Source organism: Mycobacterium sp. NGS51, assembly GCF_059812525.1.
In genome coordinates, this window is the sequence record NZ_JCALCV010000015.1 from 13,224 (window position 1) to 27,298 (window position 14,075).

Annotated in this window: 13 protein-coding genes; 11 read left to right on the forward strand and 2 right to left on the reverse strand. The window is 66.4% G+C overall.

The annotated features are described in order from the left end of the window. Window positions 1-65 precede the first annotated feature (65 nt). From AC5Y5W_RS17870 to AC5Y5W_RS17895, 6 genes are all read left to right on the forward strand, one after another. Window positions 66-2,360 carry a polyribonucleotide nucleotidyltransferase gene (locus AC5Y5W_RS17870; protein WP_500022412.1) on the forward strand — a complete coding sequence of 765 codons (2,295 nt, stop codon included), beginning with the start codon at window positions 66-68 and terminating at the stop codon, window positions 2,358-2,360. Next, window positions 2,338-3,684 (forward strand): M16 family metallopeptidase, encoded by a 1,347-nt coding sequence (locus AC5Y5W_RS17875; RefSeq protein ID WP_500009249.1) that lies wholly within the window; start codon window positions 2,338-2,340, stop codon window positions 3,682-3,684. Before AC5Y5W_RS17870 ends, AC5Y5W_RS17875 begins: the two co-directional genes overlap by 23 nt. Before the next feature lie 4 nt (window positions 3,685-3,688). Then, entirely contained in the window at window positions 3,689-4,711 is a 1,023-nt protein-coding gene (locus tag AC5Y5W_RS17880; RefSeq protein ID WP_500022413.1) for a nitronate monooxygenase, read from the forward strand. 35 nt (window positions 4,712-4,746) lie between these two features. Further along, window positions 4,747-5,217 carry an SRPBCC family protein gene (locus AC5Y5W_RS17885; protein WP_500022414.1) on the forward strand — a complete coding sequence of 157 codons (471 nt, stop codon included), beginning with the start codon at window positions 4,747-4,749 and terminating at the stop codon, window positions 5,215-5,217. 83 nt (window positions 5,218-5,300) lie between these two features. After that, window positions 5,301-5,513, forward strand: a complete 213-nt coding sequence (locus tag AC5Y5W_RS17890; protein ID WP_500022433.1) for a hypothetical protein — start codon at window positions 5,301-5,303, stop codon at window positions 5,511-5,513. A gap of 7 nt (window positions 5,514-5,520) precedes the next feature. Further along, entirely contained in the window at window positions 5,521-5,754 is a 234-nt protein-coding gene (locus tag AC5Y5W_RS17895) for a hypothetical protein (RefSeq protein WP_500022415.1), read from the forward strand. Window positions 5,755-5,936: 182 nt separating this feature from the next. Here AC5Y5W_RS17895 and AC5Y5W_RS17900 read toward each other — a convergent pair whose 3' ends face one another. After that, entirely contained in the window at window positions 5,937-6,362 is a 426-nt protein-coding gene (locus tag AC5Y5W_RS17900; protein WP_500022416.1) for a hypothetical protein, read from the reverse strand. Further along, entirely contained in the window at window positions 6,359-7,294 is a 936-nt protein-coding gene (locus AC5Y5W_RS17905) for a hypothetical protein (protein ID WP_500022417.1), read from the reverse strand. Before AC5Y5W_RS17905 ends, AC5Y5W_RS17900 begins: the two co-directional genes overlap by 4 nt. Before the next feature lie 120 nt (window positions 7,295-7,414). Between AC5Y5W_RS17905 and dapB the strand changes: the two genes are divergently transcribed. The 5 genes from dapB to AC5Y5W_RS17930 all read left to right on the forward strand — a co-directional run bounded on the left by dapB (window position 7,415) and on the right by AC5Y5W_RS17930 (window position 13,951). Continuing rightward, window positions 7,415-8,152, forward strand: a complete 738-nt coding sequence (gene dapB / locus AC5Y5W_RS17910; RefSeq protein WP_500022418.1) for a 4-hydroxy-tetrahydrodipicolinate reductase — start codon at window positions 7,415-7,417, stop codon at window positions 8,150-8,152. Further along, entirely contained in the window at window positions 8,149-8,604 is a 456-nt protein-coding gene (locus AC5Y5W_RS17915; protein ID WP_500022419.1) for a hypothetical protein, read from the forward strand. The genes dapB and AC5Y5W_RS17915 overlap by 4 nt, the downstream gene beginning before the upstream one ends. Next, window positions 8,601-9,056, forward strand: a complete 456-nt coding sequence (locus AC5Y5W_RS17920; protein WP_500022420.1) for a flavodoxin family protein — start codon at window positions 8,601-8,603, stop codon at window positions 9,054-9,056. Before AC5Y5W_RS17915 ends, AC5Y5W_RS17920 begins: the two co-directional genes overlap by 4 nt. Before the next feature lie 207 nt (window positions 9,057-9,263). Then, entirely contained in the window at window positions 9,264-10,778 is a 1,515-nt protein-coding gene (locus AC5Y5W_RS17925; RefSeq protein WP_500022434.1) for a class I adenylate-forming enzyme family protein, read from the forward strand. Next, complete coding sequence (locus AC5Y5W_RS17930) at window positions 10,775-13,951, forward strand: acetyl-CoA carboxylase family protein (protein WP_500022421.1); 3,177 nt, start codon at window positions 10,775-10,777, stop codon at window positions 13,949-13,951. The genes AC5Y5W_RS17925 and AC5Y5W_RS17930 overlap by 4 nt, the downstream gene beginning before the upstream one ends. The last annotated feature ends 124 nt before the right edge of the window (window positions 13,952-14,075 follow it).

The following is a 14,075-nucleotide window of genomic DNA, read 5'->3' on the forward strand; positions in this document are numbered from 1 at the left end:
CTCTCGGGTTGCGCGTGACCGCGCAAAACAGCTGAAAATGAACCCAGAGAGGCCGCACGGACTCCATGTCTGTAGCTGAAATTGAACAAGGCGTGTTCGAATCCACCGCCACCATCGACAACGGGAGCTTCGGCACCCGCACCATCCGGTTCGAGACCGGCCGGCTGGCCCAGCAGGCCGCCGGCGCCGTCGTCGCCTACCTCGACGACGAGACCATGCTGCTTTCGGCGACCACCGCCAGCAAGGCGCCGAAGGAGCACTTCGACTTCTTCCCGCTGACGGTCGATGTCGAGGAGCGGATGTATGCCGCGGGCCGCATCCCCGGCTCGTTCTTCCGGCGGGAGGGCCGGCCGTCCACCGACGCGATCCTGACTTGCCGGCTCACCGACCGCCCGCTGCGCCCGTCGTTCGTCGACGGCCTGCGCAACGAGGTCCAGGTTGTGGTGACGGTGATGAGCCTGGACCCCAACGATCTGTACGACGTGGTGGCGATCAACGCCGCGTCGGCCTCTACCCAGTTGGCCGGGCTGCCGTTCTCCGGCCCGGTCGGTGCGGCGCGGGTGGCACTCATCGACGGCACCTGGGTGGCTTTCCCGACCGTCGAGCAACTCGAGCGGGCGGTGTTCGACATGGTGCTGGCCGGCCGGACGCTCGATGACGGTGATGTGGCGATCATGATGGTCGAGGCCGAGGCCACCGAGAACGTCATCGAACTGATCGACGGCGGCGCGCAAGCGCCGACGGAAACAGTTGTGGCCGAGGGGCTGGAGGCAGCTAAGCCGTTCATCGCCGCGTTGTGTGCCGCGCAGCAGGAGCTTGCCGAGGCGGCCGCCAGGCCGACCGCCGACTACCCGGTGTTCCCCGACTACGGCGACGACGTCTACTACTCGGTGTCCTCGGTGGCCACCGACGAGCTGTCGAAAGCGTTGACCATCTCGGGCAAGACGGAACGCAACGACCGCACCGACGAAATCAAGACCGAGGTGCTCGAGCGACTCGCCGACACCTACGCGGGCCGCGAGAAAGAAGTGAGCGCAGCCTTCCGTGCGCTGACCAAAAAGCTGGTGCGCCAGCGCATCCTGACCGACCACTTCCGCATCGACGGCCGCGGCATCACCGACATCCGCGCGCTCTCAGCTGAAGTGGCCGTGGTGCCCCGCGCGCACGGCAGCGCGTTGTTCGAGCGCGGCGAGACCCAGATTCTCGGAGTGACCACGCTGGACATGGTCAAAATGGCCCAGCAGATCGACTCGCTGGGACCGGAAACCTCCAAACGCTACATGCACCACTACAACTTCCCGCCGTATTCGACCGGGGAGACCGGCCGGGTCGGCTCGCCCAAGCGGCGCGAGATCGGCCATGGCGCGCTGGCCGAGCGGGCGCTGGTGCCGGTACTGCCCAGCATCGAGGAGTTCCCCTACGCCATCCGGCAGGTGTCCGAAGCGTTGGGCTCCAACGGTTCCACGTCGATGGGTTCGGTCTGCGCCTCGACGCTGGCGCTGCTCAACGCCGGTGTGCCGCTCAAGGCGCCGGTGGCAGGCATCGCGATGGGCCTGGTGTCCGACGATGTGGAAGTGGAGGCGGCGACTGGCACTACTACTGAGCGTCGGTTCGTGGCGCTGACCGACATCCTCGGTGCCGAAGATGCGTTCGGCGACATGGACTTCAAGGTCGCCGGCACCAAGGACTTCGTCACCGCGTTGCAGCTGGACACCAAGCTCGACGGGATTCCGTCGCAGGTGCTCGCCGGTGCGCTGTCGCAGGCCCGTGACGCGCGGCTGACCATCCTGGAGGTGATGGCCGAGGCCATCGACGCCCCCGACGAGATGAGCCCGTATGCGCCGCGGGTCACCACGATCAAGGTGCCGGTGGACAAGATCGGCGAGGTGATCGGGCCGAAGGGCAAGATGATCAACTCGATCACCGAGGAGACCGGCGCGCAGATCTCCATCGAGGACGACGGCACCGTGTTCGTCGGCGCCACCGATGGCCCGTCGGCGCAGGCCGCCATCGACAAGATCAACGCGATCGCCAACCCGCAGCTGCCCAAGATCGGCGAGCGGTTCCTCGGAACCGTGGTCAAGACCACCGATTTCGGCGCTTTCGTGTCGCTGCTGCCCGGACGTGACGGGCTGGTACACATCTCCAAGCTCGGCAGGGGCAAGCGGATCGCCAAGGTCGAGGACGTGGTCCACGTCGGCGACAAGCTGCGGGTAGAGATCGCCGACATCGACAAGCGCGGCAAGATCTCGCTGGTGCCGGTGGACGAAGAAGCCGCGGCCAGTCCCGCCCCCGACCCTGCTGCGGCGACTGGCGATTCGGGGGCCGCGACAGCCGATGCCGCGACCGCCAGCAGTTAAGACGGGCGCGCTGCGACGCGGCCGGCACAAGGCCGAACCGTCGGCTGCGCTGCGCCGTAGCACGTTGCCCGGTGGGCTGCGCGTGGTCACCGAGTACCTGCCGGCGGTGCGTTCGGCGTCGGTCGGTGTCTGGGTGGGCGTCGGTTCGCGCGACGAGGGCGCCACGGTGGCCGGAGCCGCGCACTTCCTCGAGCATCTGCTGTTCAAGTCGACGCCGACACGCACCGCGGTCCAGATCGCGCAGGCGATGGACGCCGTTGGCGGTGAGCTCAACGCCTTCACCGCCAAGGAACACACCTGCTACTACGCCCATGTGCTCGACAGTGACCTGGCGCTGGCCGTCGACCTGGTCGCTGACGTGGTGCTCAACGGACGCTGCCTGGCCGACGACGTCGAGCTGGAACGCGACGTGGTCCTGGAAGAGATCGCGATGCGCGACGACGATCCCGAAGACGCGCTCGGAGATCTGTTCCTGGATGCGATGTTCGGCGATCACCCGGTCGGGCGGCCGGTGATCGGCACCGCCCAATCGGTGTCGGCGATGACGCAATCCCAGCTGCGGTCGTTTCACGCGCGGCGCTACACACCCGAGCGGATGGTGGTCGCGGTGGCCGGCAACGTCGACCACGACGACGTGGTGGCGCTGGTGCGAGAGCATTTCGGGCCGCGCCTGGTGCGGGGACGACGTCCGGTGGCGCCGCGCAAGGGCACCGGACGGGTCGTCGGGCGGCCCCGGTTGGCGGTGACTAACCGGGAGGCCGAACAAACCCATCTCTGTCTGGGAGTGCGCGCACCGGGCCGGCACTGGGAGCATCGCTGGGCCCTGTCGGTGCTGAACACCGCGCTGGGCGGCGGCCTGAGTTCCCGTTTGTTCCAACAGATCCGTGAATCCCGCGGCCTGGCGTACTCGGTCTATTCGTCGCTGGACATCTTCGCCGACAGCGGTGCGCTGTCGGTGTATGCCGCCTGCTTGCCGGAACGTTTCGGCGAAGTGGTGCGGGTGACCACCGACGTGCTCGATGCCGTGGCACGCGACGGCATCACCGAATCCGAGTGCCGGATCGCCAAAGGTTCACTGCGCGGCGGGCTGGTGCTGGGCTTGGAGGATTCCGGCTCACGGATGAACCGCATCGGGCGCAGCGAGCTGAACTTCGGCGAGCACCGCAGCATCGAACGAACGCTGCACGAGCTGGACAAAGTCACCCTCGACGAGGTCAATGCGGTGGCCCGCAGGTTGCTGAACAAACCCCACGGCGCGGCTGTTCTCGGTCCGCACAAGTCGAAACGATCTCTGCCACAGCAGCTTCGGGCAATAGTACGGTAGCGCCATGGTACTGGGCTTCTGGGATCTCGAGGTGCCAGTGGTCGGTGCGCCGATGGCCGGCGGTCCCGGCACACCGGCGCTGGCTGCGGCGGTGTCGAATGCGGGCGGCATGGGGTTCGTCGCCGCGGGCTACCTGAGCCCGGAGCGGTTCGCCGACGACATCGCAGCCGCCCGCGCGGCGACCAGCGGTCCCATCGGTGTCAACCTGTTTGTTCCGCAACCCAGCGCCGCCGACTATGTGCAGCTGGACCACTACGCGGACCAACTCGACGAACTGGCCGAGCACTACGAGGTCGAGGTGGGCCGGCCCCGGTTCGGCGACGACGACAACTGGCAGCGCAAGCTCGAAGTCGTGGCCGACGTACGGCCCGAGGTGGTGTCGTTCACCTTCGGCGCCCCGCCGCCCGATGTCCTGCGGTGGTTCGGTGCGCTGGGCATCGTGCTGCTGATCACGGTGACGTCAGCCTACGAGGCAGGCGTCGCCATTGCCGCAGGAGCGGATGGTTTGGTGGTGCAGGGCCCGGACGCCGGCGGTCACCGTGGCACGTTCGCGCCGGACATGCAGCCCGGCCGTGAGTCGCTGGACGAACTGTTGGGCCGCATCAGCGCCGCCCACCACGTCCCGCTCATCGCCGCGGGCGGCCTGGGCGGCGCCGAGGATGTCGCCAGGGTTCTGCAGAGGGGAGCGGTGGCCGCTCAAGTCGGGACCGCGTTGCTGCTGTCCGACGAAGCCGGGACCAACAGCGCCCATCGCACCGCGCTGCAGAACCCCCAGTTCGCCAAGACGTTGGTGACGCGCGCGTTTTCCGGGCGGTATGCGCGCGGCTTGGAGAACGATTTCACTCGGCTGCTCGACGACGTTGCGCCGCTGGGCTATCCCGAGGTCAACCACATGACATCGCCGATTCGCAAGGCAGCGGTCGCCGCCGATGATCCGCACGGGACAAACCTCTGGGCGGGAACGGCTTTCGCCTCGGCCCGCCCCGGGCCGGCCGCGGATATCGTCGCGTCCCTCGCCGCCGGATGATCAGATGAGCAGCTGAGCGGAGCTATCATCGCCGGATGAGCGAATCCGGCCCGCCGTCGGCCACGGCCAGTGTGCACATCAACGCCGACGCCGACGCGGTATATGCGCTTGTCACCGATCTGGCGACGTTGGCGTCGATGGCTGAGGAGACTGTCGCGATGCGGTGGCGTAAAGGTGACGCGGTGCGCCCGGGTGCCGTGTTCACCGGCCGCAACCAGAGCGGCAACCGCCGCTGGAGCACCACCTGCACGGTGACCGACGCCGAGCCGGGCCGGCGATTTGCATTCGATGTGCGTTCGACTGTCATCCCGGTAGCGCGGTGGTGTTACGACTTCACCGCGGTCGACGGGGGCTGCCACGTCACCGAGAGCACCTGGGACCGCCGGCCAGGATGGTTTCGCAAAGTTGCCGGGCTGGCCACCGGCGTCAGCGACCGCGCGTCGGTCAACGCCGATCACATCCGGCTGACGCTGCAGCGCCTCAAAGCGCGCGCGGAAACCGGTTAACGCAGTATCTCCCGCCGCGACGGAATCACCGTTAACATATTGGCTATCTTTGCCCTCGGCGGGAAGGGGTAGATGTGCTCACCATGGTCGAGCGGGTCATGGACTTTCAGCTCACCTTCGTCGAACTCGTCTGCGTCGCAATGCTCTTGGCTGTGCCGTACCTGGCGATCGGCATTGCCTGGGCCAGTACGCACAGCGCTCATTTCGAGCAGCTGCAGGGGTTCGACCTGACAGCGTCGGTGCTCGGGTCGATCCTGTTGTGGCCGGTGCTCGGCTTCACCGGCTGCTTGGCGTGAGTCCCGGATGCTCACCCTGGTGCGCCGGCTGATGCACTACCCGATCAGCATCGGGGCGCTCGTCGAGGTCGCGCTGTTGTGCGCGATCCCCTATCTGATCGTGGGCGCAATCGTCGCCGGCACCTACGGCGAGGGACTGCGCCAGGCGCAGGTCGAGCAGGGCACTGACGGGTTGATCGCGCTCATGGCATCGATCATCTCCTGGCCGGCGCTGCTGTTCGCCAACTCCTGCACGCTGTGACGGGGCGAGGTCAGGCGTTGTCGTCCTCTTTGTTGAAGAACCGTTCGGGATCACGGTTGAATAAAACCGCTGACTGCTATGCGGCCGGTGCCCGCTTCTCGAACGGTGTGCGGGCACGGTGCGCCGTCATGGTCGCACCGAACGGGCTCGCGTTTTCTTATGGCCTGAGGGCCGCTCATGATTTAGGTGAGCGGATCTTTGGCGTTCTCTTCAAGTGCTCGCGCTGCCCGCTCGCCCTCGTCGGTGAGTTCCATCCAAATGACCCAAACCCACGCAGGCGGATCGTCATAGTGGGTTACATACACGTTGGAGACCCGCTGTATCAACTCATCAAGTGGCCCATCCCAGGCAACGAAACGCCCGCCCTCGGCCGATAGACCTCCTAGTTGAAACAGACCGTCTTTCACCAACGAGCGAATCGCCTCCAAGGTTTCGTTCTGAACCTCGGACACTGACGCCTGCGGATTGTGCCGCGTGACTTGGGAATCAACGGCACCAAGGTCGACATAATCAGCAAGGCCGTCAGTGAGCAGTTCCGCGCGTACTTTCTCGCGTGCGGTGTTCATTTGCCCGATACCTTGTCCATCGTTATCTGCTCCTGTGCTCATGGCTCGTCCTCAAAGATTTCTGACGGGGTTTCGCCTAGCCGTGGCGGTCCGTGATGGGTGTGCGGCGGCGGGACCGGATGGGGACCTGGGGCCAACCACTCGTTCGGGTCGTAGGGCATCGCGCCGCCGCCGCCACGGGCCGGTACCTGTCCTGGCTGCAGCTCAATGGGCGCACGGCCAGCAGGCGGTGACCCACTCGGCGCACGGGGCCCGGGTGCGGCCCCGCCAGACGACGGCCCCGGCCCTCCCGACGGGATGTTCGGCACGCCGCCTCTAGCCGGATTGACGTGAACCTTGAAGTAATCCTTGTTGGGAGAGCGGATCTCCATCGTCGGTCCGAACTTTTCGCTTTCGCGTATGCCAACTATGGTGCCGTCGGATAGCACGCGCTCCGTTCCCGGGTAGCCGGTACCCGTGCTATCTGGCGCGCCCTGGGTAAGCCAGTTCCAAAAGCTACGCAGATCCTCCCCACTGCGGATCTCTAAAAAGTTTGGCTTGGTGCCTTTAGGCAGTCCCTTGATCGCGTTGCGTGCATCTTGGTGTGTATGACCGGGGCTAGGTGTCGGGGTTGGCCCTTGTTTCCAGTCAACAAGTTGGACCCGGGCGTTGTGCTTATTCTCGGAGCGGTCTGGGCCGGGAAACGTGCGCTTGTTGATTTCGTCGCCGAGCTGCTGGTCGGTGCGTTCGTAGGCACTGGCCGCGCTCGCCACATTGGGGGCATTTTTACTCGCCTCATTTTGGAGAGCGGGTAGGCCTTCCGTCACCGGGGCGTCCACTTTGGATGCCTGGGCAGCGATGGCCGCCGAGAGCGGATCTGTACCTCTAGAGGTGTACGGGGCCGGGGATTGGGGGATCGCCTCAGCCGCAGCCAGCAATCGCTGGGCCGCAGCGGCCAACCGCTCCGGGTCGACGCTCAGCGGTTCCCGGGCCATGCTGCGATGGTAGCGGCGTCCGGCCCGCCGACAGCGCGGGAACCGTGGCCGGACCGACGAGGCTAGGGGATGTCATGCACCGCATTCCGCACGAAATGCAACCCGGTTAGTGTGAAGATCATGCGAGTAGGAGTGCTGGGGGCCAAAGGCAAAGTCGGTGCGACGATGGTGCAGGCGGTGCACGGCGCCGACGATCTGACATTGTCCGCCGAGGTGGACGCCGACGAGCCGCTGAGCCTGCTGACCGACAGCCAAACCGAGGTCGTTATCGACTTCACCCATCCTGACGTCGTGATGGACAACCTGAAGTTCTTGATAGACAACGGGATTCACGCCGTTGTCGGCACCACCGGCTTCACCGACGAGCGACTCCAACAGGTCCGGTCGTGGCTGGCCGCCAAACCGGGGACCGCGGCGATCGTCGCGCCCAACTTTGCGATCGGGGCGGTGTTGAGCATGCATTTCGCTAAGCAGGCCGCACCGTTCTATGACTCAGTCGAGATCATTGAACTGCATCACCCGCACAAGGCCGATGCGCCGTCGGGCACTGCGGCGAGGACCGCCGAGCTGATCGCGCAAGCACGAAAAGACTTGCCGCCCAATCCTGATGCCACCAGCAGCGGCCTGCCCGGAGCGCGCGGCGCTGACGTCGACGGTGTCCCAGTGCATTCGGTGCGGCTGGCCGGCCTGGTCGCTCACCAGGAGGTGTTGTTCGGCACCGCCGGAGAAACTTTGACGATCCGCCACGACAGCATCGACCGCACTTCGTTTGTGCCCGGCGTACTGTTGGCGGTCCGCCGCGTCGCCGAACGCCCGGGTTTGACCATCGGCATTGAATCGCTACTGAACGTGCAATGACCAACGCCGTGCGCCTCCAGCTGTTGATCGCGTTCATGTGCGCGGCGCTGCTGGTCTACCTCGCACTGCTGGCCCGCACCGCTGTCGTGATGATCGGCTCCGGCCGCGCCGCCGCCATCGGCCTGGGAGTGGCGCTGTTGGTCCTGCCCGTCATCGGATTGTGGGCGATGATCGCCACCCTGCGCGCCGGGTTCGCACATCAGAAGCTGGCCCGGCTCATCGCCGAGGACGGACTGGAACTCGACGTCAGCGCGCTACCGCGGCGGCCGTCCGGCCGCATCGAGCGGCAAGCCGCTGACACGCTATTCGAAGCGGTCCGAACGGAATTGCACGATGATCCGGACAACTGGCGGCGCTGGTACCGCCTGGCCCGCGCCTACGACTACGCAGGTGACCGCGCTCGCGCCCGGGAGGCCATGAAGAAGGCCGCCGAGCTGCAGGGGCGCCAATGAGCACAACGCTGTTGATCGTCCACCACACGCCGTCGCCGCATTGCCAGGAGATGTTCGAGGCCGTGCTGGCCGGCGCCACCGATCCCGAGATCGAGGGCGTCGAGGTGGTGCGGCGACCCGCGCTCACGGTCTCACCGACCGACATGTTGGAGGCCGACGGGTACCTGTTGGGCAGTCCCGCCAACCTCGGATACATGAGCGGCGCTCTCAAACATGCCTTCGACGTCTGCTACTACCCGATCCTGGACGCCACCGGTGGGCGACCGTATGGGCTTTACCTGCACGGCAACCAAGGCACCGAAGGAGCCGAACGTGGTGTCGACTCCATCACTACAGGGCTCGGCTGGGTAAAAGCCGCTGAGACCGTGGTGGTTTCGGGGAAGCCCACCAAAGACGACCTTGAAGCGTGCTGGAACCTCGGCGCGACCGTCGCTGCCCAGCTGATGGCTTAGCTGGCCGTCGTGCACCGCCGAGATCCAATGGCGGCGCTGAAACGCGTCGGATCAAACGACGCGAGTGCTGTACTGGTGTTCGGCGACCGCAAAAAGATCCAACGAGGATGAGCACATCGAGGCCGGTCGGTGACGTCAGCTCCTGACCCGAGCGATGATGCGGCGGGGAAGAACCGGAAGGAAACGGTGATGGCTTCAGTGAGCGCGGTGACTGAGATTCCACGTGACCACAACCCCTTCCCGACGACGGGGGTCTCCCGCGACTCGCACGGCGTCCCGCGCTACGACGAGTTACCGGCCACGCTGCTGGATATGCTTGCCGAGCATGTCCATACCCGCCCCGATAGCGAGGCGCTGGTCGAGGTGGGCTCCGATCGGTTGACCTACCGGCAGTTGTGGGATCGCGCGGCCCGGGTGGCCGGCGGGCTGCGGGCCGGTGGGCTGCAGCGAGGTGACCGCGTCGCACTGCGTTATCCCGCGGGCATCAATTGGGTGCTCGCGTTCTGGGGCACGGTGATGGCCGGCGGGGTGGCAGTGCCGGTGAACACCCGGTCGGCCCAGCCGGAGGTCGATTTCGTTGTGTCCGACGCCGGAGCCCAGCTGGATATGGCCGACACCCCGTTGCCCGACGGTGAACCCTATGTGGTCGACGGGCTCGAGCGCGGAGACGTCGCGGCGATCTTCTACACCTCGGGAACCACCGGACGGCCCAAAGGTGTACCCACGACTCACGAGGCCTTCCTGACCAACGCCGAGAACATGATCCGATGCCTGGGGCAACCGCGCGATCTCGGTGAGGAGCTGCGCACGCTGATTTCGGTGCCGCTGTTTCACGTGACCGGCTGCAACTCCCAACTGCTGTTCGCCGGGTATGTCGGCGGGGCGTCGGTCATCATGCCCGCGCTGAACCTGACCGAGCTGGTCACGGTGCTTTCGGCCGAGCGCATCTCATCCCTGGTGACCGTGCCGGCCGTGTACGCATTGCTGTTGCGGCACAGTGACTTCGCGGCATCGGATGTCTCCAGCGTCCGTTGGGTCGGTTACGGGGGCGCGCCGATCGCGCCGTCGTTGGTCAGGTCGGTGAAGCAGGCGTTTCCGCAGGCCACCGTGTTCAACGGGTACGGCATGACCGAAACCGCCTCGCTGATGACCGTGCTGCCCGACGAAGACGCCGTCGAGCACGCCGACTCGGTCGGGTATGCAGTGCCCTCGGTTGACCTCGGCGTGGTCCGCTATGGCGATGACCCGGCCGTGGGTGAGTTGGTCGCACGCGGCGCCAACGTGACGGTCGGCTACTGGGACCGGCCGGACGCCACCGCGGCCACGATCGTCGACGGCTGGCTGCACACCGGTGATGTAGTCCGGGTTGACGATGCGGGCCGAGTGCACATCGTCGACCGGCTCAAGGACATCATCAACCGCGGGGGCGAGAACGTCTCCAGCGTCGAAGTCGAGGCGGTCCTGCTGTCGGCTCCCGGCGTCGCCGACGCCTGCGTGTTGGCGGTGCCCGACGAGGTCATGGGTGAAAAGGTCGGCGCCGTGTTGTTCGGCGAGCGGATCGACGTGGCGGCGGTGCTGGACTACTGCCGCGGACAGCTTGCCGACTTCAAGATTCCGCAATACGTGGCGGTGGCCGGCGAGCCACTGCCGCGCAATCCGGGCGGCAAGCTCCTCAAGGGCCAGTTGCGCGAACATGTGCAGTGGGGCGCTGCACTGCGATGACCTTGCTGATCGCCAACCGCGGCGAAATTGCGCTTCGGATCATCCGCACCGCAACCGAATTGGGTATCGGAACCGTCGCGGTCTATGCCGAAGACGATGCCGACAGCCCGCATGTGCATGCCGCAGACGAAGCGATCGGACTGTCCGGCAGCGGCCCCGCAGCCTACCTGGATCACGCCGCGATCCTGGCGGCGGCCAAGCAGTCCGGTGCTGCGCTGATTCACCCCGGCTACGGGTTCCTCAGTGAGAACGCCGAATTCGCGCGTGCATGCGCTGCAGCAGGGTGCGCCTTCGTGGGGCCCGATGCCGACCTGCTGGAGTTGTTCGGCAACAAGTCCGCAGCCCGCAGCGCCGCGGCCGCGGCCGGGATCCCGGTGCTGGCCGGCACCGATGGGCCCAGCAGCCTGGACGACATTCGTCGCTTCTTCGCTGCCCACGACGAAGCGATAGTGATCAAGGCCTTGGCCGGCGGCGGCGGCCGGGGAATGCGGATCGTACGCCGCGGAGAGGACATCGACGACGCGTATCGCCGCTGCGCTGCAGAGGCGCAACTCGGCTTCGGCAACCCGGCGGTGTTTGCCGAGGCGTTGTTCGACGACGCCCGCCACATCGAAGTACAGATCGCGGCGACACCGGACCACGCACTCGCACTGGGGGACCGGGATTGCAGTATCCAGCGGCGCTACCAGAAGCTCGTCGAAATTGCGCCGGCGCAGGGCTTTTCAACGTCACTTCGAAGCGCGCTGCACTGCGCCGCAGCGCGGCTGTGCGCCCAGGTCGGTTACCGCGGGCTGGCTACGGTCGAATTCCTGGTCACCGGCGACCAGTTCGTGTTCCTCGAGGTCAACCCGCGCCTGCAGGTTGAGCACACCGTCACCGAGGAAGTGACCGGGATCGACTTGGTCGCGCTGCAGCTGGCAATCGCAGGCGGCGCGGCGCTCGTCGAACTCGAATTGCCGGCCGGTATCGACGGAGTCGACGTGGTGGCCGAACCTGCTGTGGCTCGCGGCATCGCGATCCAAACCCGGGTCAACATGGAGACTTTCGCACCCGACGGGGCGGTGCTGCCGGCGGCCGGCACTCTGTCGGTGTTCTCGCCGCCGAGTGGGCCCGGGGTGCGTGTCGACACCTACGGTCGTCCCGGGCTGACCGCGAGCCCGGCCTACGACTCGCTGCTGGCCAAAGTGATCACCCATGTGCACGGATCGTCCTTCGCTGCGGCACTGCGCAAAGCACAGACGGCGCTGGACGAATTCTGCATTGACGGCATCCGCACCAATATCGCATTCCTGCGGGAGTTGCTGGCCGACAGCCAAATACAGGCCGGTGTGGTGACGACGGGTTTCGTCGACGAGAAGCTGCCTGCGCTGGCGGGAGCCATCATCCGTCAACCCCAAACTCCGATTGCGCCGCTCGAGTTGTACCCCGGTGAAGAGGCGCTGCGGGCACATCTCGCCGGCACCGTCGTGGAGATCGCACCCGAAGGCGCGGACTTGGCCGCCGGCGCGCAGGTGGTGGTACTGGAAGCGATGAAGATGCAGCACGTGCTCACCGCACCGGATGCGGTGCGCACCGTGCGCAACCTGGTGGCGCCCGGTCAGGTCGTGGGCACCGGAGACCCGTTGGTGGTTTTCAGCCGCACTGCCGCGGGTGCCGAAGGGCAAGCGGCCGCTGAACTCGACTTGGACCGCGCCCGCGGCGATCTCGACGAGGTCCGCCGCCGCCACCTGCTCACCCTCGATGAGGGTCGGCCCGCCGCGGTGGCCAAACGGCACAGCCAGAATCGCCGCACCGCCCGGGAAAACATCACCGACCTGGTGGATCCCGGCAGCTTCGTCGAATACGGCGCGTTAGCGGTTGCAGCGCAACGCAGCCGGCGATCCGAGGACGATCTGATCGCCAATACGCCCGCCGACGGTTTGGTTGCCGGTTTGGCCATGATCGGCGGGGGCGAGGCAGTGGTGGTGTCCTATGACTACACCGTGCTAGCCGGCACCCAGGGCATGCGCAATCACGCGAAGACCGACCGCGTCTTCGATGTGGCTGCCCGCAAGCGCATTCCGGTGGTGTTGTTCGCCGAGGGCGGCGGCGGTCGGCCCGGTGACACCGATGTGGCCAACATCGCCGGCCTGGACGTGCCGACCTTCCGCGCGCTCGGCGCGCTGAGCGGCCAGGTGCCGCTGGTGTCCATCGTGTCGGGGCGCTGCTTCGCCGGCAACGCCGCGCTGGCCGGAACCTGCGACGTGATCATCGCGACCCCGGACGCCAACATCGGCATGGGTGGTCCGGCGATGATCGAAGGCGGCGGACTCGGCGTCTACCGGCCGGAGGACATCGGACCCATCGACGTGCAGCGGCGCAACGGCGTGGTGGGACTGGCCGCCCGCGACGAGGCGCATGCGGTAGCACTGGCCAAGCAGTATCTGTCCTACTTCCAGGGCAGCGTCGACGCCTGGGCGGCGCCGGACCCACGCCTGGCCCGACACGTGGTGCCGGAGAACCGGTTACGGGCCTACGACGTGCGCCGGGCCATCGAATCCGTTGTCGACGTGGGTTCGGTGCTGGAGGTGCGGCCCGACCACGGCGTCGGGGTGGTTACCGCGCTGGTGCGTGTCGAGGGCACACCGTTCGGGCTGCTGGCGAACAGCAGCCATCATCTCGGCGGCGCCATCGACGCAGAGGCGGCCGACAAGATCGCCGACTTTTTGATCGTGTGCGAATCGTTTGGCCTGCCGGTAATCTCGCTCTGCGATACGCCGGGGTTCATGGTTGGGCCGGACGCGGAAAAGGAAGCCGCGGTGCGGCGGTTCAGCCGGCTGTTCGTCCACGGCGCACGTTTGACCGTCCCGTTTGGAATGATCATCCTGCGCAAAGGCTATGGGTTGGGAGCGATGGCGATGGCAGGCGGATCATTCCATGCGCCGGAGTTCACCGTGGCCTGGCCGACCGGCGAGATCGGCGGGATGGGGTTGGAAGGCGCGGTGCGGTTGGGTTTCAGCAAGGAACTGGCGGCCGTCTCCGATCCAACCGAGCGTCAAAATTTGTTCGACAAACTCGTCGAGGCTGCCTATCAACACGGCAAAGCGCTCACGTCGGCCACCACCTTCGAGCTCGACGACGTGATCGACCCGGCGGATTCGCGGGCATGGATCATGAGATTGGTCCGCCGTTGACGGCCACTGGGCCCCATCTGGTATGGCTGGCCGCGACCGCTCATCAACCAGACGACACGACGGCTGGTGGGATACCACATTCCTGCTGATTACGCCAGCGTGTTACGGGTCTGTGTTACGATGC